Source organism: Polynucleobacter necessarius (assembly GCF_900096755.1).
GTDB classification, from domain to species: domain Bacteria; phylum Pseudomonadota; class Gammaproteobacteria; order Burkholderiales; family Burkholderiaceae; genus Polynucleobacter; species Polynucleobacter necessarius_K.
Window position 1 is genome coordinate 534,222 of the sequence record NZ_LT615227.1, and the last position, 26,323, is coordinate 560,544.

General features: G+C 46.0%; 29 protein-coding genes and 4 pseudogenes. 12 read left to right on the top strand and 21 right to left on the bottom strand.

Translation table 11 applies throughout. The annotated features are described in order from the left end of the window. Positions 1-24: 24 nt before the first annotated feature. From secB to DXE27_RS02735, 3 genes are read right to left on the bottom strand one after another with little or no spacing between them, the layout of a single operon-like run. Positions 25-549 (bottom strand): protein-export chaperone SecB, encoded by a 525-nt coding sequence (gene secB, locus DXE27_RS02725; protein WP_128112810.1) that lies wholly within the window; start codon positions 547-549, stop codon positions 25-27. A gap of 24 nt (positions 550-573) precedes the next feature. Further along, positions 574-828: a glutaredoxin 3 gene (gene grxC / locus DXE27_RS02730; RefSeq protein ID WP_128113686.1), complete on the bottom strand. Its 255-nt coding sequence runs from the start codon at positions 826-828 to the stop codon at positions 574-576. A gap of 9 nt (positions 829-837) precedes the next feature. Next, entirely contained in the window at positions 838-1,251 is a 414-nt protein-coding gene (locus DXE27_RS02735) for a rhodanese-like domain-containing protein (protein WP_128112811.1), read from the bottom strand. 22 nt (positions 1,252-1,273) lie between these two features. Here DXE27_RS02735 and gpmA point away from each other — a divergent pair, with 22 nt between their 5' ends. The 3 genes from gpmA to DXE27_RS02750 all read left to right on the top strand — a co-directional run bounded on the left by gpmA (position 1,274) and on the right by DXE27_RS02750 (position 4,178). Then, the gene (gene gpmA / locus DXE27_RS02740) at positions 1,274-1,963 is read left to right on the top strand and encodes a 2,3-diphosphoglycerate-dependent phosphoglycerate mutase (protein ID WP_128112812.1); all 690 of its coding nucleotides are present in this window, start codon (positions 1,274-1,276) and stop codon (positions 1,961-1,963) included. 12 nt (positions 1,964-1,975) lie between these two features. After that, positions 1,976-3,409, top strand: coding sequence for a S41 family peptidase (locus tag DXE27_RS02745; protein WP_128112813.1), 1,434 nt, complete (start codon positions 1,976-1,978; stop codon positions 3,407-3,409). Between the two features lie 82 nt (positions 3,410-3,491). Next, positions 3,492-4,178: a HesA/MoeB/ThiF family protein gene (locus tag DXE27_RS02750; RefSeq protein ID WP_331852072.1), complete on the top strand. Its 687-nt coding sequence runs from the start codon at positions 3,492-3,494 to the stop codon at positions 4,176-4,178. A 3-nt stretch (positions 4,179-4,181) separates the two neighbouring features. On the opposite strand, the gene ptsP is transcribed toward DXE27_RS02750, so the two are convergent. The 8 genes and pseudogenes from ptsP to DXE27_RS02790 form a co-directional block, all read right to left on the bottom strand. Beyond that, entirely contained in the window at positions 4,182-5,936 is a 1,755-nt protein-coding gene (gene ptsP, locus DXE27_RS02755; protein ID WP_128112814.1) for a phosphoenolpyruvate--protein phosphotransferase, read from the bottom strand. 2 nt (positions 5,937-5,938) lie between these two features. Continuing rightward, a complete protein-coding gene (locus DXE27_RS02760) occupies positions 5,939-6,208 on the bottom strand; it encodes an HPr family phosphocarrier protein (protein ID WP_128112815.1) in 270 nt (89 codons plus the stop codon). A gap of 17 nt (positions 6,209-6,225) precedes the next feature. After that, entirely contained in the window at positions 6,226-6,648 is a 423-nt protein-coding gene (locus tag DXE27_RS02765) for a PTS sugar transporter subunit IIA (RefSeq protein ID WP_128112816.1), read from the bottom strand. Between the two features lies 1 nt (position 6,649). After that, complete coding sequence (gene gshB, locus DXE27_RS02770; protein WP_128112817.1) at positions 6,650-7,591, bottom strand: glutathione synthase; 942 nt, start codon at positions 7,589-7,591, stop codon at positions 6,650-6,652. 5 nt (positions 7,592-7,596) lie between these two features. Continuing rightward, on the bottom strand, positions 7,597-8,895 hold the full coding sequence (gshA, locus tag DXE27_RS02775) for a glutamate--cysteine ligase (protein WP_128112818.1): 1,299 nt from the start codon (positions 8,893-8,895) through the stop codon (positions 7,597-7,599). 104 nt (positions 8,896-8,999) lie between these two features. After that, a pseudogene (locus tag DXE27_RS02780) lies at positions 9,000-10,460 on the bottom strand (ammonium transporter). A gap of 13 nt (positions 10,461-10,473) precedes the next feature. After that, on the bottom strand, positions 10,474-10,797 hold the full coding sequence (locus DXE27_RS02785) for a P-II family nitrogen regulator (protein WP_128112819.1): 324 nt from the start codon (positions 10,795-10,797) through the stop codon (positions 10,474-10,476). A 25-nt stretch (positions 10,798-10,822) separates the two neighbouring features. After that, a complete protein-coding gene (locus DXE27_RS02790; protein WP_128112820.1) occupies positions 10,823-11,722 on the bottom strand; it encodes a TorF family putative porin in 900 nt (299 codons plus the stop codon). A gap of 263 nt (positions 11,723-11,985) precedes the next feature. Here DXE27_RS02790 and DXE27_RS02795 point away from each other — a divergent pair, with 263 nt between their 5' ends. Next, positions 11,986-12,243, top strand: coding sequence for an accessory factor UbiK family protein (locus tag DXE27_RS02795; RefSeq protein WP_128112821.1), 258 nt, complete (start codon positions 11,986-11,988; stop codon positions 12,241-12,243). 585 nt (positions 12,244-12,828) lie between these two features. On the opposite strand, the gene lipA is transcribed toward DXE27_RS02795, so the two are convergent. The 6 genes and pseudogenes from lipA to DXE27_RS02825 form a co-directional block, all read right to left on the bottom strand. Further along, positions 12,829-13,839 (bottom strand): lipoyl synthase, encoded by a 1,011-nt coding sequence (gene lipA, locus DXE27_RS02805; RefSeq protein ID WP_128112822.1) that lies wholly within the window; start codon positions 13,837-13,839, stop codon positions 12,829-12,831. Further along, positions 13,826-14,479 (bottom strand): lipoyl(octanoyl) transferase LipB, encoded by a 654-nt coding sequence (lipB, locus tag DXE27_RS02810; RefSeq protein ID WP_128112823.1) that lies wholly within the window; start codon positions 14,477-14,479, stop codon positions 13,826-13,828. Before lipB ends, lipA begins: the two co-directional genes overlap by 14 nt. Before the next feature lie 10 nt (positions 14,480-14,489). After that, on the bottom strand, positions 14,490-14,756 hold the full coding sequence (locus DXE27_RS09570; RefSeq protein WP_172457145.1) for a YbeD family protein: 267 nt from the start codon (positions 14,754-14,756) through the stop codon (positions 14,490-14,492). Positions 14,757-14,804: 48 nt separating this feature from the next. Then, a pseudogene (locus DXE27_RS02815) lies at positions 14,805-15,488 on the bottom strand (alpha/beta hydrolase); the annotation flags it as partial. Between the two features lie 37 nt (positions 15,489-15,525). Continuing rightward, positions 15,526-15,837: a (2Fe-2S) ferredoxin domain-containing protein gene (locus DXE27_RS02820; protein WP_128112825.1), complete on the bottom strand. Its 312-nt coding sequence runs from the start codon at positions 15,835-15,837 to the stop codon at positions 15,526-15,528. A 16-nt stretch (positions 15,838-15,853) separates the two neighbouring features. Next, positions 15,854-16,942 carry a VanZ family protein gene (locus DXE27_RS02825; RefSeq protein WP_128112826.1) on the bottom strand — a complete coding sequence of 363 codons (1,089 nt, stop codon included), beginning with the start codon at positions 16,940-16,942 and terminating at the stop codon, positions 15,854-15,856. A 37-nt stretch (positions 16,943-16,979) separates the two neighbouring features. Here DXE27_RS02825 and DXE27_RS02830 point away from each other — a divergent pair, with 37 nt between their 5' ends. Together DXE27_RS02830 and DXE27_RS02835 are read left to right on the top strand one after the other, a co-directional pair. Next, positions 16,980-17,774 (top strand): biotin--[acetyl-CoA-carboxylase] ligase, encoded by a 795-nt coding sequence (locus DXE27_RS02830; protein WP_128112827.1) that lies wholly within the window; start codon positions 16,980-16,982, stop codon positions 17,772-17,774. Next, positions 17,771-18,580 (top strand): type III pantothenate kinase, encoded by an 810-nt coding sequence (locus DXE27_RS02835; protein ID WP_128112828.1) that lies wholly within the window; start codon positions 17,771-17,773, stop codon positions 18,578-18,580. The genes DXE27_RS02830 and DXE27_RS02835 overlap by 4 nt, the downstream gene beginning before the upstream one ends. Here DXE27_RS02835 and rfaE2 read toward each other — a convergent pair. Next, complete coding sequence (rfaE2, locus tag DXE27_RS02840; RefSeq protein ID WP_128112829.1) at positions 18,577-19,065, bottom strand: D-glycero-beta-D-manno-heptose 1-phosphate adenylyltransferase; 489 nt, start codon at positions 19,063-19,065, stop codon at positions 18,577-18,579. The two genes, DXE27_RS02835 and rfaE2, sit on opposite strands and share 4 nt — an antisense overlap. Positions 19,066-19,157: 92 nt before the next feature. Here rfaE2 and DXE27_RS02845 point away from each other — a divergent pair. The 6 genes and pseudogenes from DXE27_RS02845 (at position 19,158) to DXE27_RS02865 (ending at position 23,248) form a co-directional block, all read left to right on the top strand. Next, positions 19,158-19,727 (top strand): annotated as a pseudogene (locus tag DXE27_RS02845) (glutathione peroxidase). Continuing rightward, on the top strand, positions 19,724-20,188 hold the full coding sequence (locus tag DXE27_RS02850; protein ID WP_197712286.1) for an FAD-dependent oxidoreductase: 465 nt from the start codon (positions 19,724-19,726) through the stop codon (positions 20,186-20,188). The pseudogene DXE27_RS02845 and the gene DXE27_RS02850 overlap by 4 nt, the downstream one beginning before the upstream one ends. Before the next feature lie 171 nt (positions 20,189-20,359). Next, positions 20,360-20,509: pseudogene (locus DXE27_RS10385) on the top strand (DUF1365 domain-containing protein); the annotation flags it as partial. A 68-nt stretch (positions 20,510-20,577) separates the two neighbouring features. After that, the gene (locus DXE27_RS10390; protein WP_415064439.1) at positions 20,578-21,105 is read left to right on the top strand and encodes a DUF1365 domain-containing protein; all 528 of its coding nucleotides are present in this window, start codon (positions 20,578-20,580) and stop codon (positions 21,103-21,105) included. Positions 21,106-21,176: 71 nt separating this feature from the next. Continuing rightward, on the top strand, positions 21,177-22,475 hold the full coding sequence (locus tag DXE27_RS02860; protein WP_128112830.1) for an SAM-dependent methyltransferase: 1,299 nt from the start codon (positions 21,177-21,179) through the stop codon (positions 22,473-22,475). Next, positions 22,472-23,248, top strand: a complete 777-nt coding sequence (locus DXE27_RS02865; protein WP_128112831.1) for an SDR family NAD(P)-dependent oxidoreductase — start codon at positions 22,472-22,474, stop codon at positions 23,246-23,248. The genes DXE27_RS02860 and DXE27_RS02865 overlap by 4 nt, the downstream gene beginning before the upstream one ends. A 33-nt stretch (positions 23,249-23,281) precedes the next feature. Here the strand turns inward: DXE27_RS02865 and DXE27_RS02870 are convergent, their stop codons facing one another. From DXE27_RS02870 to argS, 3 genes are read right to left on the bottom strand one after another with little or no spacing between them, the layout of a single operon-like run. After that, the gene (locus DXE27_RS02870; protein ID WP_128112832.1) at positions 23,282-23,926 is read right to left on the bottom strand and encodes a thiol:disulfide interchange protein DsbA/DsbL; all 645 of its coding nucleotides are present in this window, start codon (positions 23,924-23,926) and stop codon (positions 23,282-23,284) included. Further along, positions 23,923-24,543, bottom strand: coding sequence for an SPOR domain-containing protein (locus DXE27_RS02875; RefSeq protein ID WP_231969624.1), 621 nt, complete (start codon positions 24,541-24,543; stop codon positions 23,923-23,925). Before DXE27_RS02875 ends, DXE27_RS02870 begins: the two co-directional genes overlap by 4 nt. 38 nt (positions 24,544-24,581) lie before the next feature. Next, positions 24,582-26,309, bottom strand: a complete 1,728-nt coding sequence (gene argS, locus DXE27_RS02880) for an arginine--tRNA ligase (protein ID WP_128112834.1) — start codon at positions 26,307-26,309, stop codon at positions 24,582-24,584. Positions 26,310-26,323: the final 14 nt, after the last annotated feature.

Consider the following 26,323-nt stretch of genomic DNA (forward strand, 5'->3'; position numbering starts at 1 on the left):
GATCTGTGCGCTCGCTATAAAAGCTTAGTGAGGAAGAATAATTTTGCTCTCATCAGCAGCGTCATCATTCTTTGCTGATGCAGCTTGATGGGCCTGCATCAAGCGATGCTCGTACATGCCGTGGAAATTAATTTCATTCAAATGAATCGGCTGGAAGCCGGCACGACTAATGGTATCGGCAATGTTAGAGCGCAAGTAAGGGTACAAGATAGTTGGACATGTAATGCCTAACATAGGGTCTACCTGCTCTGGCGGAATATTGCTAAATTCGAAAATGCCCGCTTGCTTTGCTTCAACCAAGAACAATACTTCGCCGTCGACTTTTGCTGTAACAGTTGAGCTTAGAGCAACTTCAAAAATCTCGTTGCTAACAGGGCTCACGGCTATATCGATCTCTACTTGCACCTGAGGCTCTGAAGTCACCAACAAAATTTGGGGTGCATTAGGCTGCTCCAGCGACAAGTCTTTCAAATAAATGCGCTGAATTCGAAATGAAGGGGCATTTGCGTTGTCGGTGCCTTCTTGAGGCGCAGAAGATTGTTCAGTCATTGCTAACTTTCTTTTGTAAATTCATTAAACCAATAAAGGATCGAGGTTTCCTGCTCGATCTAAGGCGACCAAGTCATCATATCCGCCAACATGGGTCTCGCCAATATAAATCTGAGGTACGGTGCGTCGACCAGTGCGAGTCATCATGATTTCGCGCTGTGATGGGTCTCGATCAATCAAGATCTTTTCAAGATTGCTTGCGCCTTTTTTAAGCAGAAGCTTTTCAGCTATGACGCAATATGGGCAAACTTGGGTGCTGTACATCGTTACTGGAGGCATCATTACTCCTTATTTCACCAGAGGAAGCGCTGCGGCCTTCCAGGCCTGGACGCCACCATCTAAAGCGCCAACCTCAACAAAACCCATTTTTTGGGTTTCTGCAACAAACTTGCGAGATTGCGCCCCTGTTTCGCATACCAAAACAACTGGATGCTTGCGCTCTAGTTTCAGCTTTTCAATTCCAGCAGCCAAACCAGCCGTGCCAAGCAGTTTTGCCCCAGGCAAATGTCCCGCCTTGAACGCCTCTTCTGAGCGCAAATCCAAAACGTAGGCCTTGCGGCGATTAATCCAGATTGTGGCTTCTGTAGGAGATAAGCCTTTACCGCCAATAAGCGTAGATAATGTTGGTAGGAAAAGCGCGGCGCCCGAAACCAATAGGAGGGCGATAAGCGCTAAATTATCAATTTGTGTGAGAAAGTTCATCACCGGATTATAGAATGGCTCTATGAAACAACTTGCCCTTATTCGTCATGGCGAATCCGCCTGGAACCTTGAAAACCGCTTTACTGGCTGGGCGGATGTTGACTTAACCCCTAAGGGCGCAGAACAAGCGCTTGCCGCAGGTGAAAACCTACGAAAAGCGGGGTATGAGTTTGATGTCGCGTACACCTCTGTTTTAAGGCGCGCTATTCGTACGCTTTGGCACGTTCAAGACACAATGGATCTAATGTGGATTCCAGTGGTTCATAGCTGGAGATTGAACGAGCGTCATTACGGCGCATTGACTGGTCTGAATAAAGCAGAAACTGCAGCCAAGTACGGCGATGAACAAGTGCATATCTGGCGCCGGTCTTACGATGTGCGTCCACCACTTTTAGAAGGCGATGATGAACGCAACCCAAAAAATGATCGTCGCTACTCAAAATTAAATTCTTCTGATATTCCTCTAGGTGAATGTCTTAAAGATAATGTGGAGCGAGTACTTCCGCTATGGAATGAATCTATTGCGCCAGCACTTAAAGCTAACAAGCGTGTTTTATTAGTAGCGCATGGCAACAGCATTCGCTCTTTGATTAAGCATTTAGATCAAATGTCTGACGAAGCCATTATGGAAGTTAACGTTCCTAATGGAGTTCCTCTTGTATATGAGTTGGATGACAACCTCAAACCCATTAAACATTTTTACTTGGAATAAAGTACAAAACACATGCGCCAATTTCTGAAGAACTTTGCCCTCATTTCGGTTGGCCTCATTGCTGGTGTTGCGGCAACTATTCAGCTTTCTGCTACTGCCCAACAATGCGCGCAACTCCCGCTGGATGAGCTTCGCACACTCTCAAATGTTTTTGCGCAGATCAAACGTGAATATGTTGAGCCTATTAAAGACAAGCAGCTTCTTACTGATGCCGTAAAGGGAATGGTAAGCAGTCTTGATCCGCACTCCACATTCTTAGACAAAAAAGATTTCTCCGAAATGCAAGAACAAACTTCTGGTAAGTTTGCTGGTCTTGGCATTGAAATCACTTCCGAAGACGGTGTAGCAAAAGTTCTGAATCCAATTGAGGGTAGTCCTGCAGCACGTGCAGGCTTACAAGCTGGCGACTTAATTACTCGACTCGATGACAAGCCTGTTCGTGGCATGTCACTTGATAAAGCAGTACGCACCATGCGCGGAACGTCCGGAACAAAAATTACGTTAACGATTTATCGCAAAAGTGAAGAGCGCAGCTTCCCCGTCACCATCACTCGCGCAGAAATTAAAGTGCAGTCCGTTAAAACCAAAATACTGGATAACGATATTGCATGGGTTCGGATTACCAGCTTCCAAGAGCGTACCGTTCCAGATTTAGCCAAGAAGCTCACTGAAATTGCCAATCAAGATCCGAAGCTCAAAGGTATTATTTTGGATCTTCGCAATAATGGTGGCGGCCTCCTACAAGGTGCCGTAGGAGTGGCTGCCGCCTTTTTACCTGCAGATGTTGTGATTGTGTCTACTAAAGGCCAGTCCCCAGACTCCAAACAAGTTTTTAATGCCACTCCAGCCATGTACCGCTTAAGCGAGCCTGGCGATCCATTGGCTGGCGTACCTGAAATGTTTAAAAAGCTACCAATGGTGGTTTTGGTAAACGCCTACTCCGCGTCAGCATCCGAAATTGTTGCGGGCGCATTGCAAGACTACAAACGCGCGACGATTATTGGCAAAACCACTTTTGGTAAAGGTTCCGTGCAAACAGTACACCCCCTAACTAGTGATTCAGCCCTAAAGATCACAACCGCCTACTACTACACGCCAAGTGGAAAATCTATTCAGGCCTACGGTGTGAAGCCTGATATTCCAGTGGATCAAAATAAAGATGGCGATCCAGACGATGTGTTGATCGCCCGCGAAATCGATAGCGAGAAGCATCTGCGCAACAAGCAGTCTGCTGAAGACAAGCTCATTAAGGATCGCGAGCAACGTCGTCTTGAGGAGTTACAGCGCATTGAAGAAAAAAATGCCAAGAAAACTCCTGAAGAAAAAGAGAAAGATAAGAACAAAAAACCGCCTGAGCTTGGTAGTGCAGATGACTTTATGTTGACACAAGCAGTCGCATTTATTAATGGTCAGCCGGTAAAGCGCTCTTCATCCAAGCTCGAATAATTCAAAACAACATTCTTGGCCTACAAATGAATGATGAGCAGTTACTTCGCTATTCAAGGCAAGGCATTTACTGCTTGATGACATCGATGTCGTAGGTCAAGAAAAGTTACTAGCCTCACACATACTAGTGATCGGCGCGGGCGGCCTAGGCAGCGCTGCCGCCCCCTATCTAGCAGCCGCTGGGGTTGGGCATATCACCCTTGTAGAGCTGACAAATCTTCAACGTCAAATCATGCATGCCGAAAGTACTGTGGGCAAAAGCAAGGTTGATTTTGGGAAACAATTTCTACAGCATCTTAATTCCAGTATTCACATTGAAACTATCCAAGCAAAAGCAACTGCATCCCTGCTCGATGAGCTACTACCAAGCGTAGATGTTGTTTTAGATTGCACTGATAACTTCACAACACGTCATTTAATTAATGCTTGCTGTGTAAAACATCAAAAGCCGCTAGTCTCTGGATCTGCCCTGCGCTTTGATGGACAAGTAAGCGTCTTTGATCCGCGTAACTCAACATCGCCTTGCTATGCCTGTATCTTTTCACCAGAAGAGCAATTCGAAGAGGTCAATTGCGCAAGCATGGGCGTCTTCTCTCCCTTAGTTGGAATTATTGGCACTATGCAAGCAGCTCAGGCGCTTCAAGTCATCATTGGTTTTGGAGAGCCGTTAGTCGGACGCATGCTTTTATGGAATGCGCGCAGCACGCAAATTGATGAATTTAAAATTTCTCGCAATCCCGAATGTTCGGTTTGCGGAACGCCCCACTAGCCCTTAAGAAAGCAGGCGCTCAAGAGCTGCGGCTTGGGCTTCCGGCTCATATGCCTTCAGGAGTCTAGGCACTCTGACTTTTAGTAAACCTACATTTGCTTTTAATATCTCGCGCTTGACAAGCAGCAGTTGACTAAAGTGCATTGAAAAATCAGTTAATCCCAGCGCCAATAAAAGTCTAGTAAGCGCAGGGTCGCCTGCCATCTCGCCACATACAGCAATAGACACATTGGCCCGTTTTGCCTGCTCAATAATATTAGCCAACAAATTCAGGATCGCTGGGTGCAAGGGATCATATAAATGCGCAACAGCATGATCTGCGCGATCAATCGCCAAGGTGTACTGAATTAAATCGTTTGTGCCAATCGACAGAAAATCAAAGCGATTAATAAACAAAGGTAATACCAACGCTGCCGCAGGGATTTCAATCATGGCACCCACTTGAATATTGGGGTTAAATGATTGTCCGCGTTGATGCAGCTGTTGCTTTGCTTTTTCAATTAATCGAAGCGTCTCATCAATCTCTTTTGCATGAGCCAACATCGGAATCATGATGCGCGCTTGACCATGGGCAGAAGCGCGCAATATAGCTCTTAGTTGAGTTAAAAATATTTCTGGCTCAGCGAGAGACCAACGAATAGCCCGCAAACCCAATGGGGACGTACCTGTTTGAGAAACATCCGTTCCGCCGGCTCCCAGCGCCTTATCAGCACCAACGTCAATCGTCCTAATATTCACAGGCAAGCCGTGCATTAAATCAACAACCCGACGGTATTCTTGATATTGCTGCTCTTCGTCTGGCAAGGCCTGCTTACGATCCATAAATAAAAACTCGGAGCGGAACAGGCCGACGCCCACTGCCCCCAGCTTCACCGCTTGAATCGCATCTTCAGGCAATTCAATGTTTGCGAATAACTCAATATCAACGCCATCTGCGGTTTCAGTTTTAGCGTGCTTAAATTGCTGTAGCTTGCGAGCTTCTTTTAAAGCCTGACTTTGTAATTTACGGTATTCGGTCAACAGCTGTTCGTCAGGCGCCACAACTACAACACCCCGCTCGCCATCCAAGACCAACCAATCGCCATGACGAATCATTTCGCTGGCATGGCGCACTCCTACTACCGCAGGAATTTCCATGCTGCGAGCCACAATTGCTGTATGTGATGTCTTGCTGCCTAGATCGGTTACAAACCCGGTGAACGCACGTTCTTTAAAGCGTAACATATCGTGCGGGGCAATATCATGCGCCACGATAATTGACTCAATACCAATATCACTTGAGGGCAAGAAATCTGCTCCATCAATTGCATCTTTCTTTTGGAAATTTAATGCCTTAATTACCCTCTCAGCGACCTGGCGAATATCGTTAGCGCGCTCTTTTAGGTAAGGGTCTTCGATCTCGGCAAATTGCTCCAAAAGGTCGTTTAATTCTGTGGTGAGCGCCCAGGCGGCATTGAGCCTTTGGGTGCGAATCAACTTAATCGGCTTCTCCGCCAATGCGGGATCGGCCAAGATCATGCCGTGCACATCCAAGAATGCAGCCATCTCTTGTGGCGCATCTTTAGGCAAGCCTTGACGTAATTGTTCTAACTCAAGGTGCGCCTGATCAAATGCATTTAAAAGTTTTTGGGCCTCAGCCTCTTCTTTGCCAGCCTCAACTAAATAGTGACTTACTTCTAGTGCTGCGCGTGAAATCAGTACCGCCTTGCCAATGGCAATGCCTTTTGATACCGGAATTCCATGCAGCGCAAATGTCATGCTTATTCACCCTCGCCAAAGCGGTCGTTAATTAATGCAGTAAGCGCAGTCATTGCTTCATCTGCTTGATCGCCCACGGTCTCTAAGGTCACAGTGCTGCCAATACCTGCGGCCAACATCATGACGCCCATAATGCTCTTAGCATTAATTTGACGACCATTACGTGACAGAAATATTTCACAAGGAAACTGTGCAGCTAATTGGGATAGCTTGGCGGATGCACGAGCATGCAAACCCAATTTGTTGATGATCTCGATTTCAGCGATTGGCATTGAGCGATTGGCCCCTCTTATTCTTGATTCATTTTTGCGCCAAGACGCAAAATTCCATTTTGTCCACCTGCTAGCGCTTTTTTCGCCAACTCTTCGAGGCTTTCGCCACGGTGAGAGATGCAGCGCATCAGCATCGGCAGATTTAAACCAGCCAACACGATCACAGGGGCATTTAATCCAGATAGTGGGCCCAAGCTTTCAAGCTTGGAGGCTACGTTTGCAGGGGTTGCACCCATGACGTCAGTCAAAATTAAGACGCCGTTGCCAGTGTTGACGCCATAAGCCGCTTTCAATACACGATCAAAACTCACTTTGGTATCTTCATACGGAGGTATGTCAACTGCTCTGACACGTTCGGGAAGGACTCCAAAAGTGTGCTCGGCAAAACTGAGCATTGCACTTGCAACAGGTGTATGAGCAACGATTACGATTCCAGCCATATTAAGACAATGCCTTCTCGAGCGCTTTTAACCAAAAATGAGGAACATCAAAACCACTTTGATCCGTTATCTCTACAAAACAAGTAGGGCTAGTAACGTTAATTTCCGTCAAGTAGCCGCCAATTAAGTCTAGTCCAACCAAGAATAAACCGCGTTGATTTAATTTGGGGGCAAGCATTTGGGCAATCTTCATTTCGGTATCAGACAAAGGCATGGCAACACCCTTGCCTCCAGCTGCCAAATTGCCACGAATTTCACTACCCTGAGGAATGCGCGCCAAAGCAAAAGGCACGACCTCGCCGCCAATCAAGAGAACCCGCTTATCGCCTTGCGCGATTTCAGGCAAGAAGCGTTGAATCATTAGGGTCCTAGCACCATTCTCGCCCAAGGTCTCAACAATACTTGCAAGATTTAAGCCATCCGGCCCCACACGAAATACACCCATGCCACCCATACCATCTAATGGCTTAATCACAATATCTTGGTGAGTGCGGTGAAAGTCTTCAACCGCGCTGAGTTCACGAGTCACCAAAGTTGGGGGTATTAGCTCAGGAAACTCCGTAATCGATAATTTTTCGGAGTGATCGCGTACGGCTGAAGGCTCATTAAATACCTTAGCCCCCTGACGAACGGCTGCAGAAAGCAGCCAAGTGGTATTGAGGTATTCAATATCAAATGGCGGATCAGTTCGTATTAATACTGCTGAAAAAGAATTTAGCGCTCTAGACTCTATTTGACCCAACTCAAACCAAGAAGTAGAGCTTGGTTTAATTGTCAAAGACTGACAATCCGCGTGGACGACATTTTCCTTCGACAATACATTGCGACTCTGGCAAAACCAAAGTTGATGGCCGGCCTCTTGCGCTACGCGCATCATTGCTAATGTGGAATCTTTTTTAACCTTGAAAGATTCAAGCGGATCGGCAATGAATAAAAAATTCATAGTCTTTATGCAACTTCAGCATTTGGGTCGGTGCGCTCTAGCTCCAACGAGGCCGCGAGAAGCGCCAAGCGGGCAACAACACCGTACAAATAGAAACGATTTGGAGCTGCACTACCTGGTTTAGCACCAAGATCAGGCATGGAATTCTGCTCGAAAGCGAGCGGCACAAAATGCATACCTGGAGCATTGAGGTTTTCATCTGGACCACGATCTGTATGAACGCGATAGAAGCCGCCAATGACGTAACGATCAATCATGTACACCACAGGCTCTGCAACCGCTTCATTGACCTTTTCAAAGGTGTAAACACCCTCTTGAATCAAGACATCACTAACCTCTAGACCCTCTTTAACCACGCTCATCTTATTGCGGTCTTTGCGGTTCAAACCCTTAAGTTGAGCTGGATCATGCACAACCATGACGCCCATGCCATAAGTGCCAGCATCCGCTTTCACAACGACATGTGGTTTTTCTTTAATGCCGTATTCACGATACTTTTTGGCAGTCTTTTTCAGAACTTGCTCTACTGCTGTTTGCAGCTCATCTTCGCCTTTACGTTCATGAAAATTAATATTTGAGCAACTCGCAAAATATGGATTAATCATCCATGGATCAATGTCGACTACTTTGGCAAATTTCTTTGCGACCTCTTCATAGGCAGCAAAGTGATTTGATTTACGACGCACATGCCAACCCGCATGCAAACCAGGCAATAAATATTGCTCGTAAATATTTTCCAAAATAGGAGGAATACCAGCTGATAAATCGTTGTTGAGCAAGATAGAGCAAGGATCAAAATCCTTAAGACCCAGACGCTGCTTTTTCAAGCCAAGGCGGGATAAAGGCTCCATCAGGAGGCGATTGCCATCAGGCAACTCAATCCAGGTTGGCTTCTTAATTTCTTCAGAGAAAGTGCCGAGGCTAACATTCAAACCTGCCTGACGCAGGATTGAAGACAGGCGCGCAATATTTTGCAAGTAAAAAGTATTGCGCGTATGTTTCTCGGGAATGAGTAATAAATTTTTTGCTTCTGGGCAAATCTTCTCAATAGCGGCCATTGCGGCTTGCACAGCCAAAGGCAACATTTGTGGAGAGAGATTATTAAAACCACCCGGAAATAAATTGGTATCGACTGGGGCAAGCTTAAAACCAGAGTTGCGCAAATCGACAGAACAGTAAAAAGGCGGGGTGTGCTCTTGCCACTCCAATCTAAACCAACGCTCAATGGTTGGAGTCGCTTCTAGAACCTTTGACTCTAATTCGAGCAAAGGGCTGCTTAAGGCAGTAATGAGATGTGGAACCATTCCACCATTGTAAGATTATTAAAAGAAAGACGCGGGATCCTAGGATCACGCGCTTAAAACCGGGCAGCCAACCAGGGCCGCCCAGTGAGGGGTAAATCTACAGATTAAGACTCGTAGGCAGTCTCACCATGTGAGCTGATATCCAAGCCTTCGCGCTCTCCTTCTTCCTTAACGCGCAAACCAATCACGATATCGATTAATTTGAAGGCTACGTAAGAAACTACGCCAGACCAAATTACAGTGGTAATCACGCCTTGAGCTTGGATCCATAGTTGGCTAGCAATAGAGTAATCAGGAGCAACTGCATTAGCTACATAATCCCAAATACCAGAGCCACCCAATGCTGGGTCAGCAAATACACCAGTCAATAGTGCACCAGTAATGCCGCCTACGCCGTGCACACCAAATACGTCCAAGCTGTCATCTGAACCCAAAATCTTCTTAAGGCCAGTAACACCCCAGAGGCAAACTACACCAGCGATCAAACCAATGATGATTGCCCCCATTGGGCCAGCAAAACCAGCCGCTGGAGTAATTGCTACCAAACCAGCTACGCAACCAGATGCAGCGCCCAACATAGATGGTTTGCCTTTGAGAACCCATTCAGCAACTGACCAACCCAATACAGCAGCAGTAGTAGCCAAATAAGTATTCACGAATGCCAAACATGCAGTGCCATTTGCTTCAAGCGCTGAACCAGCATTGAAGCCGAACCAGCCGAACCACAAGAGAGCGGCGCCAGTCATTACATAAACTAAGTTATGTGGCTTCATTGCCATAGCCCAAACGCTTGCCGATCACAAAGGAATCAACCAAACCAGCGATCGCCACATTGATGTGCGCAACAGTACCGCCAGCAAAGTCGAGAACACCTTTTTGCCATAACCAACCAGCACGAGCGGTAATTGCTTCGAGTGATGCAGCATCTTTGATGTCATCTGGGCCAGGCCAGAACCAAACCATGTGAGCGATTGGCAAGTAGCTCAAAGTGAACCAAATCACCATGAATACCAAAATTGCAGAGAACTTAGCGCGCTCAGCAAAAGAGCCAATGATCAAACAGCAAGTGATTGTTGCGAACACCGCTTGGAAAGCCATAAACACATACTCAGGAATCACAACGCCCTTACCAAAGGTTGCCGCTACTGAGTCAGGGTTAATGCCACCCAAGAACAAGCGATCTAATCCACCAATGAATGCTCCACCTTCCGTGAATGCGAAGCTATAGCCATAAATAGCCCATAGCACCGTAATCAAAGAGAAGACCATGAAACATTGCATGCAGATAGACAAAATGTTCTTGCTGCGGGTTAAGCCGCCGTAGAACAAAGCCAAGCCAGGAAGAGTCATCAACAGCACTAATGCTGTACAAACCATCATCCAAGCGATATCTGCTTTATTGCGCTTTTCAGAGCCAAGTACTGGAGCAGGAGTTGCTGCAGGAGCTGTTACAGCAGGTTTTTTACTTCATCAGCATGCGCTGGCGAAGTAACCAATACACCAGTAGCGCTAATAGCTAAAGCCATAGCACCACCAGCAACGAGTCGTTTCATCCAAGTTAACATTTTGAACCTCTCTTTAAAGTGCTGACGCACCGGTTTCACCGGTACGAATACGAATGACGTGCTCAACTGGTGAGACAAAAATCTTGTCTGTACGTGCAGATTTTTCAATTGCTTCAATCGCACGCTCCAAGATGCCATCTTCAACAGCAGCTTCAATTTTTACTTTAGGTAAAAAATCAACAACATACTCAGCACCGCAATACAACTCGGTGTGACCTTTTTGACGACCAAAGCCTTTAACTTCAGTGACGGTAATGCCCGAAACTCCCACTTCAGAGAGAGCTTCGCGCACTTCGTCAAGCTTGAAAGGCTTGATGATTGCGGTAATTAATTTCATGTGTTTCTCCGTTCAGAGGTGGAAATTAGAAAGTTTTTGTTAAAGAAACTAAGCCGCCAGCCTTACCGAGGTTTTTACCGCTCGGGCTAGAGTAAAAATATCCGCCTAAAGATGTTGCTGCGGTTGTGCCTACGTACGCAAGAGCAGCAGATAAACCACCACCGAAGTCTTTAGTTACGCCCAATTTCCAATCGGTATAGCTATACAAGCTGCTGTTGCTTGTGCCATTTGCAATCGCATTACCAACCCAGTTGACCGAGCCATTTTTTGTGTTGCCGGCAACATATTGGTAACCAACGTGACCATTCAATGCCAAGCCCCAAACGCCAGTGTCGTAGTTCACGGTTAAGTCTGGATAGTAAGAGCCGGTTGAGTTAACAGTGCCAAACAATGTGCTTACCGCATAAGATACTTTTGCAAAGCCAGTAAACGCACCGAATGTGAAATTCTGAGCTGCGTAGATTTCAGTTGTATTTGGGTTAGCAGTGTATCCACCAGTATTTAGAATGCCTGATGTTGGGTAGTAGTACTGCAAAACACCCAAATCACTTGCAAAACCTTCACCAATCAATTCCTTCTTAATACCAGCATAGAAATCCATTTCAATTGGGGCGCTTACTGGACCGACGGTAGCGCCTTTTCCAGAGATACCGCCATTAGGTCCATATGCATCACTGATCCAACTGATTGAGCTGTTCCAGTTACCAACATAAAGACCGCTTTCATGAGCGTAGTCAAAGCCACCTTGAATTGCTGGCTTAAAGTTTGACTGACTGATACCACGACAGCGGTAGTCATTTACGATAGTTACGTTAGCTGTAATTGGGCTGGCTTCAGGAGCTGCTGGAGCTGACTGCGCAAATGCAGAAGTTGCAAATAGGCCAGAGGCTGCTAGAGCAATAGCTGTCTTTTGAATTGTTTTCATGTGTTACTCCTTACTGTTTGTAATCAAAAAAGGGTTTGAATGCTTAATGCATGGAGTGATCATGAAGCGCGCACCCATTTGGGATTCCCCTGCATTCCCCTTATTAATGCCTATGCACTTATTTGGTGCTTAATATTGCACCATAGGGGTGAAAATTAAGCCTTTTCAGGGTTTTTTGCTGTTTTGCCCCTTTTTCGCTACCCAGCTTAAAATAGCGACGTGTATCTTTTATGCAACTTTTTATAGAGCTGCGAAATACCATCATGCAAAAACCCGGCGAAATCCTCGAGCAAATTCAACGTATGGCAAGTGATATGCAGAACAAGGTGGGTGATGCCATTCGCAATTCACCAGCGCAAGAGATTGAAAAAAATGTGCGCGCCATGATGAATCAGGGTTTTCAGAAAATGGACTTGGTAACGCGTGAAGAGTTTGACCTTCAGAGTAAGGTGCTGGCCAAAACGAGGGGGAAATTAGAAGCGCTTGAAGCTAAAGTTGCAGCACTCGAGAAAGCGCAGTAATTTTCTGAGCTCTATTCTGGAGAAAAACCGCCAAAGAAGTTTTCATACTCTTCTTTAGATAAAAGCGTTTTAGCATCATCCACACTTCCATCTGGATGTAACACAGATACTTGATAGATCCACATTTCGCAATTGGTGCGGCACGCGTAATCCAGCGCACTCGCATCAATTGCGACGCCTTCCCGTTTGATTTCAAAACAAGAAAGTAATCTTTGCTTGCCAACTTTTGACGGCTACCAAGCTGGTAAGTTGTGCCCAACACCTCTACGCTACCCCCAGAAGCTTTGGCCCTATCCAATAAATTACTTTGCAACTGCTGAATTAGATTTGGCAGCAGCACTGTTTGATTAGCTAGCAATTTAATACTGCTAATAGAGTAAATATCATCGTCAATTTTTACTGCCTCAAGAGTCTGCCAAAACTCTTGTCCTTGATATGGTATTTGACGCTCTAACTTATCGGGTTTGCCTGGAAATAAGGCGCTATATCTCTTGAGGAGATTGAACGGTACGCCAATCTAATTTTGGACTGCACGCGAGTAAGGCAAGGGATGTTGCCCATAGAACGGCAACCTTTAAAACCACTCTAGACAACCCCAGCTCCATGGGCCTGTTGATCTGCGTGATAGCTAGAGCGCACCATCGCGCCCACTGCTGCATGGGAGAAGCCCATGGCATAAGCCTTCTCTTCAAACATCTTAAATACATCAGGGTGCACATAGCGCTGCACCGGTAGATGATGACCTGATGGCGCCAAATATTGGCCGATCGTCAACATATCAATGTTGTGCTCACGCATATCGCGCATTACTTCCAAAATCTCTTCGTCAGTTTCACCAAGGCCAACCATCAAACCGCTCTTGGTAGGCACATGTGGAAAACGCTCTTTGAAATCCTTTAACAATTTCAAAGAATGGGCATAGTCAGCACCAGGCCTAGCTTGTTTATACAAACGTGGCACTGTTTCTAGATTGTGATTCATCACATCAGGCAAACCATTTGGTGCATGCTCAGAAAAAATATCAAGCGCCTTATCTAAGCGACCACGGAAATCAGGAACCAAAACCTCAATTCGAGTATTGGGGGATGAAGCGCGTGATTGAGAAATGCAGTCTACATAATGCATAGCACCACCATCACGCAGGTCATCACGGTCGACGCTAGTAATCACGACATAGTTGAGCTTGAGAGCAGCAATCGTGCGAGCTAAGTTAGCCGGCTCTTTTGTATCTAAAGGATCTGGTCTGCCATGCCCTACATCGCAAAATGGGCAACGACGTGTGCACTTGTCGCCCATGATCATAAAAGTAGCAGTCCCTTTGCCAAAGCACTCGCCAATGTTTGGGCAACTTGCTTCTTCGCAAACGGTAACCAGTTCATTCTCACGCAAAATCTTTTTAATCTCAGCAAAGCGTGAGTTACCTGATGCTGCTTTCACACGAATCCAATCGGGCTTCTTGAGCACTTCTTCAAGGGGAACGATTTTGATTGGAATACGCGCAGTTTTTTCGCTCGACTTTTGTTTGCGCGATGCGTCGTAATTCAGATCTTGGCGACCCTCAATAGATGTCTTGGTGTCAGGATTATTTGTTGTCATGTGGCATCAGTTGCTTTTGTAAGTGCTGCAAAAGCCTTTGGCTAATAGTGTCTATATTGTCCTTGATCCCAAGGGTTTGCATATCGACTGTCTTTAAGCCCTCATAGCCACAGGGGTGGATGCGCTTAAAAGCCTCTAAATCAGTGGCTACATTCAAGGCTAAGCCATGATAGGAGCAGCTTTTGGATACCTTTAAGCCCAAGGCAGCAACCTTAGCGCCAAACCACTCTGAGGGCACTCCAGGCTGCTCAGAGACATATATCCCGGGTGCGCCAGCATGTCTTTCGGCCGCAATCCCAAAATCTGCCAAGGTATCCATCAAAGCCTGCTCAATACGTGAAACCAATTCTTTTACAAAAATTCCCAGGCGCTTGAGATCTAACAGAAGGTAGGCCACGATCTGACCAGGGCCGTGATATGTAATCTCTCCACCACGGTCAACTTGTACCAACGGAATTTGATTACTTGGTGAATGCAAGTTACCAGCATCTCCTGCCAGACCCAAAGTAAACACCGGGGGGTGCTCTAAAACCCAAATCTCATCTGGAGTTTGACTATTGCGCTCCTTAGCAAATACTTGCATCGCCTCATAAGTCGAGAGGTACTCTACCGTTCCAAGTTGTTTTACTAAAAATGGCATCAGGAATAAATTAGAGCACGATGCTAACTAATGGGTGTGTAGATAAAGTTCTGTACAGCTCGTCTAACTGCTCGCGGCTAGTGGCTGTAATTGGCAAGGTAATACCCAAATAATTTCCATCCTTTGATGGGCGCTGCTCAACCTTGCTCTCGTCAAATGTTGGATCAAATTGCTTGACAATATGAATAATTGCAGGCAAATACTCCGGGTTTGCTTTGCCCATCACCTTAATTGGAAAGAGCGATGGATACTCGATTAATGATTTTTCTTCTGACATTGCTTCAATCCTTTTATTGTTTTCGATGATCGGGCATACCCAACCACGCGCCCCCGTAATGATGTTGCGAATGCAATGCAATCTGCGATGAAAAAAGTGGTCTGCTCCTGGCACCACTTGAACAGTTAACTCTTGGGGGCGCGCCCAATCCAATACATCAGCCAATGGAATAGTTTCATCAACCTCACCATGTATCACCACCGTATCGGTGGGCACATTAGCAAGCTTCCATTTACCAGCGGCACTGCCAACCATCACCAAACGCTCAGCGGGACGACCCAGCTCTGCCAACTTCTCGACTAGGTGGCTACCAACAAAGCTGCCAAACGAAAATCCAGAAACAACCAAAGGCAATGTATTGGCGCCGGATACCCATGATTGATTTGCAGTCGCTTCAAATTGATCCCAGCTTGATGGTGTGCGCATCCAATCTGTCACATGTAGCAAATCGTCTAGCTCGCCAACGCCATCATCATGCACGCCGGCAGTACCGCCTACGCCACGAAAGTTTGGTCGTACGCTGACGTAACCAAGCTGATTAAAAGCCCTGGCCATTGTTTGGGCAACCTTGTTATCCATTGTCCCGCCCATTAATGGGTGTGGGTGTGCAACCAAAGCCAAACCACGCACAACAAATGATGGATCATTTTTTAATTCATCCGGAAGATTAATGGACATTTCCATCGATCCAACAATGCCTTCAATATGAATTACTTTTGTGCGGCTATTCATGGGAAAACTTTCAACAAAAACGAATGACTTAAAAGAACTACAAAGTTAACTGAAGGCGCTCTACGGGGCGCCCTGAAATCAAATGTGACTGAATAATCTCTTCTACGTCTTGTACATCGATCATGGTGTACCAGACACCCTCTGGATAGACCACCATCACAGGGCCATCAGCGCAGCGGTCCAAGCATCCCGCTTTGTTCACGCGAATCTTTCCCGGACCAGATAGTCCAAGCACTTTTACTCTATTTTTTGCGTACTCAAACAAAGCAAATGCATTATGACGATCACAACAATCTTCGCCATTACTACGCTGGTTCAAACAAAAAAATAGGCGCTTAGAAAAACTCATAGAAAAATTATATTCATCAATGCTGCGATTTAAATTCAGTAACGTTACGAATCATCCAAACTAAGGCGATTGGTAACCATACCACCGAAACCCACTGCATCAGATCATTAAAGTGTAATAAACGCCCTTGATGCCAGTGCCGTAAAGTCAATATGAAATAAGGATTATCCGGCAATATGTTGATGGCAATCGTGCCGCTAACAAGACAAAAAAACGCCAGCCAAAATTTTGCTACTTGACTTAGCTTTAATGCCAGTCTCAATAAGATCATTGCCAGAGCCATTCCCCATAATGCACCGGCAGTAAACCATATCAAACCAAATTCTCCACCAAATTGAAGTGCTGTGAATAAGGTTTTAATTGCGACAGTGAAGAAAAGTAAGCCATTCAAAATGCACCACTGCGGCGCCTTTGGTCTAAGACCTAGTGAAAGCAATAAGGCGACTCCTAACCAACATAGCGCAGTAATAAGCGTTTCTTGCGCTACGTGGTTAACAACCGTTGTTCCCCAATCAATCGAGCCAAAGATCGCATGACCCCAAACTCCCGTCCCGAGCCATGAACTTTGGGGATAAATTTGTGACCAGGGAAATAATAAGAAGAGCGCGCATGCGCCCCAATGAAGTCCGAACCACTGATCAAAGCGACGGCGGATGGCGCTACCAGATAGCCATTGGGGGCCCAAGGGAATTGCTAGCAGGCCGCCCAGGAGGCCGCCGAGCACATTGGCCCACCAGTCCATTTGACTTGGTATTCTGGTTGGCAGCCAGGACTGTAAGGATTCGACAGTCAATGCCAATAGCGCACTCAAACTTAAAGCCAAGGCAACAAAATTACGCCAACGTGGATATGCAGCAAAAACCAGTAAAAATCCAAATGGGATATAGGCAAGAATATTGACGGAAACATCAAATAAAGTGATGAAACGAGGCAAAGGGGCATCTATCCAGGCCCAAGCTGTTATGCCATTCTGAAAGTCAAAATCAAATGGATTTAGACTCACATAAATAATCAATAACACATAACTCACACTCATGAACCTAGCCAAAGGCATGGCCTGAAGTGGCCATACAAATTTACGGGGGCGCTGGTCTTTTTGATGCATTCCACAATTCTAGGTCAGACCTTTCTACAATGGCGAAATGACTGCTAATTGCATCCTTGAGCGCGTAAACGAAACAAGATCAACCAATGACGATCTTTTAGAGCGCTGGCGCGCCGGTCAATTAATTGATCCAGTCGCCCGCATTGCCCACAAACAGACTGCCGGCAAAGGCAGGGTGGGTCGCGTATGGCTAGCCAACCCTGAAGACTCTATTTGCTTTTCTCTAGCCTTCCCTTTCAAAAGAACCCCTGCACAGCTCACCGGGATAAGCCTTGTAGTCGGCCTGGCGGTGATTTCTGGCTTAGCTCAGGCTTCCGGGCTGAATGAAGAAACGCTTCATTCAGCCGGTCTTCGTCTCAAGTGGCCAAACGATCTATTGCTCAATAACGCCAAACTGGGGGGCATCCTTATCGAAGGGGGTCAATCCAATCCCCAGGAACCAACATGGATGATTGTTGGCGTTGGCCTGAACTTACGAAATGCTGCACTCATTGAATCTAGCCTTGGGGGCGGACAAAAGGTTGGGGCTCTTGATCAAATTTTGGGGGCATCGACAAAACTTCCCGACACTGAATATTTGTGGCTCAAACTCATCGCCTCTTTTGAGGATCATTTTAAAAACTTTGATCAACATGGATTTGAGTTTTACAGAGAGCAATGGGGAAAGTGGGACGCCTATAAAGATCAAGCGGCGTCTATTTCCGGTGCAGGTAAAGAATCTATTTACGGAACCGCTAAAGGCGTAGATCAAGCTGGCGCACTTCTCTTACAGCAAGAAAATAAAACCGTTGCCATACATGCAGGCGATATTTCATTGCGAGTTCAATCATGAGTCTGTATTTATTATTTGACGTTGGTAATACGCGCCTTAAATGGGCGGCCGTTGAATCAACGCAACAACCGTCGGATCGACAAAAAAAATTATGGGCTTATTCAGGCTCAATCAGCAGCAAATCTCTCAGCTCCAAAGAACATAAAGCTGAGTTAGCTGACTATATTTCCAAAACATTACCTAAGCCTGATGCCATTGCTTTTTGCTGTGTCGCAGGTAAAGAGGCAATCGAAAACCTCCAATCCTTATTTCCGCAATGGGGTGATATTGCTTGGCAGCAACTGAAGGGTGACACCCCTTTTACCGGAATGCGCACCCTGTACCAAAACCCCAGCCAGCTTGGCGCCGATCGCTGGGCGGCAGTCATAGGTGCACGCGCCTTATCAAGTAATAGCACTTTGATAGTGAACGCTGGCACTGCTACCACCATTGATTTACTTGGTTCAAATGGTGTACATTACGGCGGTTGGATTTTGCCTGGCTTAGAGATGATGCAAACCAGTCTTCAGAGCAACACCGCGCAATTACCTTTGGCGACTCGTGAAGAACATCATGGATTTGCTACCAATACAAATAATGCGATTATTGGCGGATGTGATGCTGCGCAAATTGGTGCAATTCAATACGCCATGCAACATGCAAAAGAAATCAATTGCCCGGTTGAGAGAATTTGGATTGATGGCGGCAATGCAAAAATTTTAGCCAATGAAATTGCTAAGTTAAAACTGCCAACCTCAATAGCAATAGAGCCTATCGACGGGCTCGTATTACGTGGTGCTTGGTCTTGGTTGCTGCAAAACGTTTAAGAACGAATCTTTCCTAGCAAGCTCGTAGTAGAGCGCTCATAAAGAAATGGAATGGCGAGGGCCTTTCCACCCCAGCTTTTTACTAAGTGAGTTTCAGCCAGGGTATCGATTTCATAGTCGCCGCCCTTCACGTAAATATCCGGACGAATCTTCTCAATCAACTCTACGGGCGTTTGCTCAACAAACAAGACGGCCATGTCGACGCTTTCAAGCGCAGCCAATAAGGCCTGACGATCGGCCCCAGTATTGATCGGTCGATCATCGCCTTTACCAAGCATTTTGACTGAGGCATCTGAATTCACGCCAACCACCAAGCTAGCGCCTAGAGCTCTAGCCTGATCTAGATAACTCGCATGGCCGCGATGAAGAATATCGAATACCCCATTAGTAAATACCAATGGCCTAGGTAGCTTGGCTATGCGGCTAGCAAGCTGATCTAAAGGGCAAACCTTAGATTCAAAAGATGGTGGCAAAAGAGAGCTCATGGCTCAATATTAAAGGCAATACTCACCACCCTGCGATATTGGCCAGAATGTCTTAGACTTGAGCACTCCAAACCCAATAAAGAAGGCGCTCTATGCACCGTTTTGTGATCTCTTGGCTCCTTACCGTTGCCGCCGTTTTATCGATAGCTTCTAGCGCCAATGCGGCGGCCAGTTGCAGCCCACTTTTGTCGCACACCTTTGCTCATCTACAAGACGAGGCTCCACAGAACCTTTGCCAATACCAGGGAAAGGTGCTGCTAGTGGTGAATACAGCCAGCTTTTGCGGCTTTACAAGCCAATACGAAGGTCTAGAGAAAATTTACGCTAAATACAAAGATCAGGGTTTTGTAGTTTTAGGATTTCCATCGAATGATTTTGGAAAATAAGAGCCGGGCAGCAATAAAGAGATCGCCGACTTTTGCAAGAATACCTATGACGTGAAATTTCCAATGTTTTCTAAAAGCCAAGTTTCTGGAAGCAGCCCTAACCCACTCTTCAAAATGTTGATCGCTAAAACAGGTACAACACCGAAGTGGAATTTTTATAAATATCTAATTGATCGCAATGGTAATGTTGTCGATTCGTTTGGAAGTGTTACAAAACCTACAAGCAGTAGCATTACTGCTGAAATTGAAAAGCTCTTAGGGGAAAAAGCGCAGTGAGCAAGAAACGTATTGCCATTATTGGAGCAGGCATCTCCGGTCTAGGGTGTGCTTATGCCCTAAGACAACATCCTGAATTTGACGTTACCCTATATGAGTCTGGAGACCACATTGGCGGTCACAGCAATACGGTGAACTTTACATGTGAAGTGGGTGGCGAATCTATCACGCACGGTGTTGATACTGGATTCTTAGTATTTAATCGTAAAACATATCCACGCTTGGTTCGCCTGTTTGAAGAAATTCAAGCGCCTGCATCACCCTCTGAAATGTCTTTTTCTGTATCAATTGATTCATCCGAAAGATCAAGCCATCCGAGAAAAATTGAGTGGGCTGGCAACGACATCAATTCATTTTTTGGTCAACGCACTAATCTTCTGTCTCCATCGTTTTGGCGCATGGCTTACGACATCCTGCGCTTTAACCGCATGGGCCACCAACTTAGCGCTTACGCAAATTGAAGGGGGCCACCAATACAAAGAGTCCGACGAAACTATTGCAAATTTCTTGGATCGCAATCACTTGAGTCAAAGCTTTAGAGAGAACTATTTTCTCCCAATGATTGGTGCAATCTGGTCTTGCTCTGTTGAACAAATGCTGGAGTTCCCGATTCAAACAATGGTGCGCAATAAATGAACCAACCAAAGATTAACTTTGGAGTAGTGAAGCATCGGCGCCTAAGACCCGCCAAGAATGCATTTGGCTATGGCGTCTTTACCATTTCCATTCCAATGCGATCCAGGAAAGCAGAACCAGAAATTCTGCATACGAGAGGCTTAAGAGATAACCGCCTTGGGCTCTTTTCCTTCCTCGATAAAGATCACGGGGCAGGCCAACAAGATAGTTTGGATTGGATTGGATTGGATTGGATTGGATTGGATTGGATTGGATTGAGAAGATTTTGGAAGAGAACCATATTCCCAATGTCGATGGAGAGATTTGGTTGCAAACTTTTCCAAGAGTCATGGGTTACGTCTTTAATCCAGTTAGCTTTTGGATATGCACTCGATCCACCGGGAAAGTTCAGGCGGTATTGGCGGAGGTTAATAACACCTTTGGCGAGCGTCATTGCTATTTGCTATACAAGGACTCTGGCGAAGAACTGCTCTCCGGAGAAACGCTCATGAGCAAAAAAGTCTTTCATGTATCGCCATTTTGTGAAGTGCGCGGCGAATACCATTTTCGTTTCTTATTTCCACAAGACAGCATTACAGGCAAGAACTCAGTATGTCGCATTGAATTACATGAAGATGGGCAACCACTCATCACCACAAGCATCAGCGGCACGAGTCGTGAACTAAGTCGCTCAGCCCTTTATTTAGCCTTTTTACGCTACCCCCTAATGAGTCTTGGGGTCATTTTCAGAATCCACTGGTAGGCATTGAAATTATGGGTAAAAGGTGTACCCTTTCATTCGAAGCCTAAGCCACCAGAACTCGAAATCAGCGGATGAATCGCCCCGGACAATCATTACTTTCTAGACTAAATTTTTCACGCACACAAAACAAAGTGGCGTCCTCGCATCGCCACCAAGTGAGTGCAGCGGCATTACTGCAGCTTCTTTCCCAATTAAGCAGCGGCTACCTAAGAATGACTTTGCCAAACGGCGAACAACGCGAGTTTGGCAATCGTTCGGATGCCTTGCATGCTGAAATTGCAGTTTTAGATTGGTCCGTATTTAAAGACGTCATGTCTCATGGTGATATTGGCTTCGCAGAAAGCTATATTCGCGGGCAATGGAATACGCCAGACCTAAAAGCCATACTCGAACTTGCTATCCGCAATAGAACCATTCTTGAGAAGGCCATTTACGGAAGCTGGTACGGCTCGATTTTTTATCGCCTTAAACACTGGCTGCGAGATAACACTAAAACTGGTAGCCGTAAGAACATTCACGCCCACTATGACCTTGGAAATGCCTTCTTCTATACGCCCTGGCTAGACCCAACTATGAGCTATTCAAGCGCTTGGTTTTCTGAGGGAGATAAACAATCTCTTGCTGATGCTCAATACGCCAAAATTCGACGCATCCTGGACTCGATTGAAGTGAAGTCAGGCGGTCATATCTTGGAAATTGGCTGTGGATGGGGCGGGGTTATGGAACAAGCACTCCGCAATAAACTCTCCATCACAGGCCTAACCCTATCAACCGAACAAAAGGCGTTTGCCGAAAAAAGACTGCAAGTAGTTCGAGGTGAGGCAAGCTTAAATACTTCATACGAAGTACGTTTGCAAGATTACCGAGATTGTCAGGACAAATTTGACGGCATTGCTTCTGTTGAAATGTTTGAGGCTGTAGGTGAAAAGCATTGGCCTGAGTATTTTGATGCGATTGCGAACTGCCTAAAGACTGGTGGCAAGGCTTGTATTCAAACTATTGTGATCGCAGAAGATCTATTTGAACGCTATCGCCACAACACTGACTTTATTCAACAGTATGTTTTTCCAGGAGGCATGCTCCCTTCGCGCACCAGATTCAGAGCTAGCGCAGCTAAAGCAGGCCTTAAAGTCGAAGGTGAATTTGCCTTTGGCTCCGATTACGCCAAGACACTGTGCCTGTGGCGAGATAACTTCAATCAAAAACTACAAGAGGTTCGTCAACTTGGATTTGACGAGGCTTTTATCCGACTTTGGAATTTTTACCTCATGTACTGTGCGGCCGGTTTTTCAGAGCGCAATATTGATGTAGTGCAATTCACACTCAGTCACAATCCCACCAGGACATCCTCGGATGCATTAAGCGCATGAAGCAAAAAGGTATCCCAAGTTTTTCAGGAAAGCGCATATGGGTAATTGGCGCCTCCAGCGGCATTGGCGAAGCTTGTGCAAAAGAATTCATCGCGGCAGGTGCCAAAGTTGCACTATCGAGCCGCAGGGTTGAGCGCTTAAACCAAATTTCTGAAACTTCTCAAAAAGATCAAACCCTTACGGTTCCGCTAGACGTCACCACTCAATCCCAACTGCAAAATGGTTATCAAACGATTTTAGATGCCTGGGGCGGAGTAGATTTAATGCTCTTTGTTTCTGGTGTTTACACCCCATTGCGAGCAGATGATTTTGATATTCAAGTCGCAGAAAAAACGATTGGCGCAAACCTACTCGGACCAATGAGGGCTGTAGCCCTGGTGCTGCCAGAGATGCTAAAGACCCACTCTGGTCATATCGCTATTGTTGGGAGCGTTGCAGGCTATAGCGGGCTGCCAAAAGCGCTGGCATACGGACCCAGCAAAGCAGCCATCATTAATTTTTGCGAGAACCTGTATTACGACCTACTACCAACAGGAATCAGCGTTCATATGATTTCCCCTGGCTTTGTGGCAACAGAAGCCAGGGCTCAAAATGATTTTGAGATGCCGGCCTTAATCAGCGCAGAAGAAGCAGCCACTGAAATTTTGACAGGAATAAAAAATGGGGAGTTTGATATTCACTTCCCCAAGCGGTTCTCAAGATTCTTAAAATTTCTCAGAATCTTGCCTTACCCCCTGTACTTCTGGATTGTGCGACGCTTTGTCAAAATCTAATCGGCACCAAAGCACTGTACCGATTAGCAAGAATTACTTGTATTTATCTCTGCGAATCTTTTCTTCGAGATAATCCATCACAGCAATTGCCTTGGCTTTAGAGCCGGCTATAGAAGGAGAAGTAACGTACTTTCCTTGCATCACAATAGTTGGAACACCATCAATGCGATATGCCTCTGTTAGCTGCTTGGCAGCCCGCGCCTTAGAAACCACCGCAAAAGAACGATAAGTAGCTAAGAAGGAATTGCGGTCAATACCTTGAGAGGCAACCCAATCTGCAATCTCGGGTTCTGTGAGTAGGCGCTTATTCTCTTTATGCATTGCATACATCACTTTGTCATTGAGAGCATCACCCTTACCCATAGCTTCAAGCGCATAAAACAACTGGCTATGCGGCAAGAAATTATCACGAAATGCTACCGGCACCCTGTGGAATGCAACATCTTTAGGCTGACGCTTAACCCACGCGCTGAGCTCTGGCTCGAAGTCATAGCAGTGTGGGCAGCCATACCAAAAGAACTCAATAACCTCGACCTTGCCTTTTGTTTCAACTGGCTGAGCCATTGGCAATATGCGGTAATAAAAACCCTCTTCAATCTTTTGCGCCTGCGCACCAACAAGGCCACTTAAAGAAAGTAAGGTCAATACAGTAAAAATACGTTTGCTTAATGAAATCATGATTTACTAGATTTAATGAGGGTTGATTTAATGCCTAAGCCATTCAACTTATCGCGTACAGGATTGCTCTCCTCAACGCTGTTGTAGGGCCCAACACGAACACGCCACAGCGTATTCCCCTCGCTGGTTACCTCGCTAAGCTGCGCCTGTAAGCCTTGAATTGCTAAATTTGCTTTTTGCGCATCAGCATCAGAACGCTTTACAAAAACACCCACTTGCAAGAAATAAATCGCGTCACTTTTAGCGGCTGGAGGTGGAGTGGATTCTGCAGGTTTCTTGCCATTAACTAAATCGCCAATGGGATCTGCGGCAGCAGTAGCTGGCGCCTTGCCCTGCAATGGCTTATTTAAGTCCAATTGCTCAACCGGAGCGGCGGCCTCACCTTCAGCCGGAGTACCAGAAGGTTTGATCGTCAAAGGTAAGCTTGGTGCCCGTACGCCAGGTCTTTCTTGAGGTGTATTTTTGGATAGATAAAAGGCAATTACAAACGCAATCCCTAATCCGGCGCCTAGGCCCAAAATGAAGCCCAAAATAGTGCCCCCATATTGGGCGTCTTTGCCATTCACTACAGCGCTAGGTCTCTCAATGAAGCCAGCTTGTTGATTCGGTTTTTTCATCATTTCCTCATCTTACAGTTTCACTTCATATCTTGCCATTACATCTTGGCTGGTGCAGATACCCCTAATACTTTTAAACCATTTTGCAAGACCTGACGGGTTGCCAAGAGAAGCGCTAAGCGCGCCATTTTTAAATTCTGATCGTCTACTAACACGCGGTCAGCATTATAAAAAGTATGGAAATCTCCCGCTAAGTCGCGCAAGTAGAAAGCAAGTGCATGCGGTGCCATTTCCTCTGCGGCGTCAGTAAGCACCTCTGGATACTCAGCTAAACGACGCAGTAGATGGTCGGATGCCTTGCTTTGTAGGAGCGATAAATCTGCAGAGGCTAGATCAGATGTTTGACCATCCCACTGTTGCAAAATTGAATTAATTCGCGCATGAGCATATTGAACATAAAACACTGGGTTCTCATCGTTTTGCTGCAAGGCCAAATCAATATCAAATACAAATTCAGTATCCGCTTTACGTGAGATCAAGAAAAAGCGGACGGCATCGCGACCGCGCTGCAAAGCCAACTCTCTTTCTTCAGGAGTCATCTCTGGTGTTACGCCGCCAGACCACTCTACTAAATCACGCACAGTGACATACGAACCAGCGCGCTTAGAAATTTTGACCTCTTCACCATGACGCATTATGGTCACCATCTTATGCAAAACATAATCTGGATAGGTTTTAGGAATATCCCAACCGCGCTTCTGAGCTACGCCCTGCAAGCCCGAGCGCACACGGGCAATCGTGCCATGGTGATCACTGCCTTGTACATTAATCACCTTCTGAAAGCCACGACTCCATTTGCTCGTGTGATAAGCGACATCAGGAACGAAGTAAGTAAAGCTACCATCCGACTTGCGCATCACGCGATCTTTATCGTCACCATCATCAGTCGTTTTTAACCACAACGCACCTTCAGATTCATAGGTCTTACCAATGGATTGCAATTCATCAACGATTTTGGCAACACTACCATCGGTATACAAAGAAGACTCTAGGTAATAGCAGTCAAATTTCACGCCGAAGGTTTTTAAATCGATATCTTGTTCATTGCGTAAATAAGCAACAGCAAACTGACGAATCGCTTCGATGCCATCTTTAAATTCTGGAGAAGCTTTAAATGCAGTAGCAATTTCAGCAATGTATTCACCGTTGTAGGCCTGCTCTGGCCAAGCGGCATCACCCGGCTTTAATCCATTTAAACGAGCTTGCACCGACAAAGCTAAGTTTGCAATTTGCACGCCAGCATCGTTGTAATAAAACTCACGATGCACTTTGATACCTTGCGTAGCCAATAAGTTTGCCAAGGCATCACCGAGCGCAGCTTGTCTTCCATGGCCAACATGCAAAGGGCCCGTTGGATTTGCTGAGACAAACTCAATCATCGCGCTTGGCACTGCAGCACTGCTGGAAGGAAGCTCACCAAAATGAGTTCCGGCTGAGAGTATTTCACCAACAACTGCCGTCTTTGCGGCATTGCTCAAGCGAAAATTAATAAATCCAGGCCCTGCGATTTCACAAGAAGCAATTAATTGCTCAAAACCGGGTTGCTGCTGCAAACGCTCTATCAGCGCCTGTGCAAGCTCCCGCGGATTGAGCTTCCAAGCCTTGGACAGCTGGAGGGCGATATTGCAGGCAACATCACCATGATCTACCGCCTTAGGGCGCTCCAAACGAGGGCTTGGTGCATCTCCCAGGCCGCGCTCCTGAGCCAAGCCCTGAAGGGCGCTGCTCAACATTTCAATTAAACGATTTTTATTAGTTAACAACATAGTTAGGTGAGTTT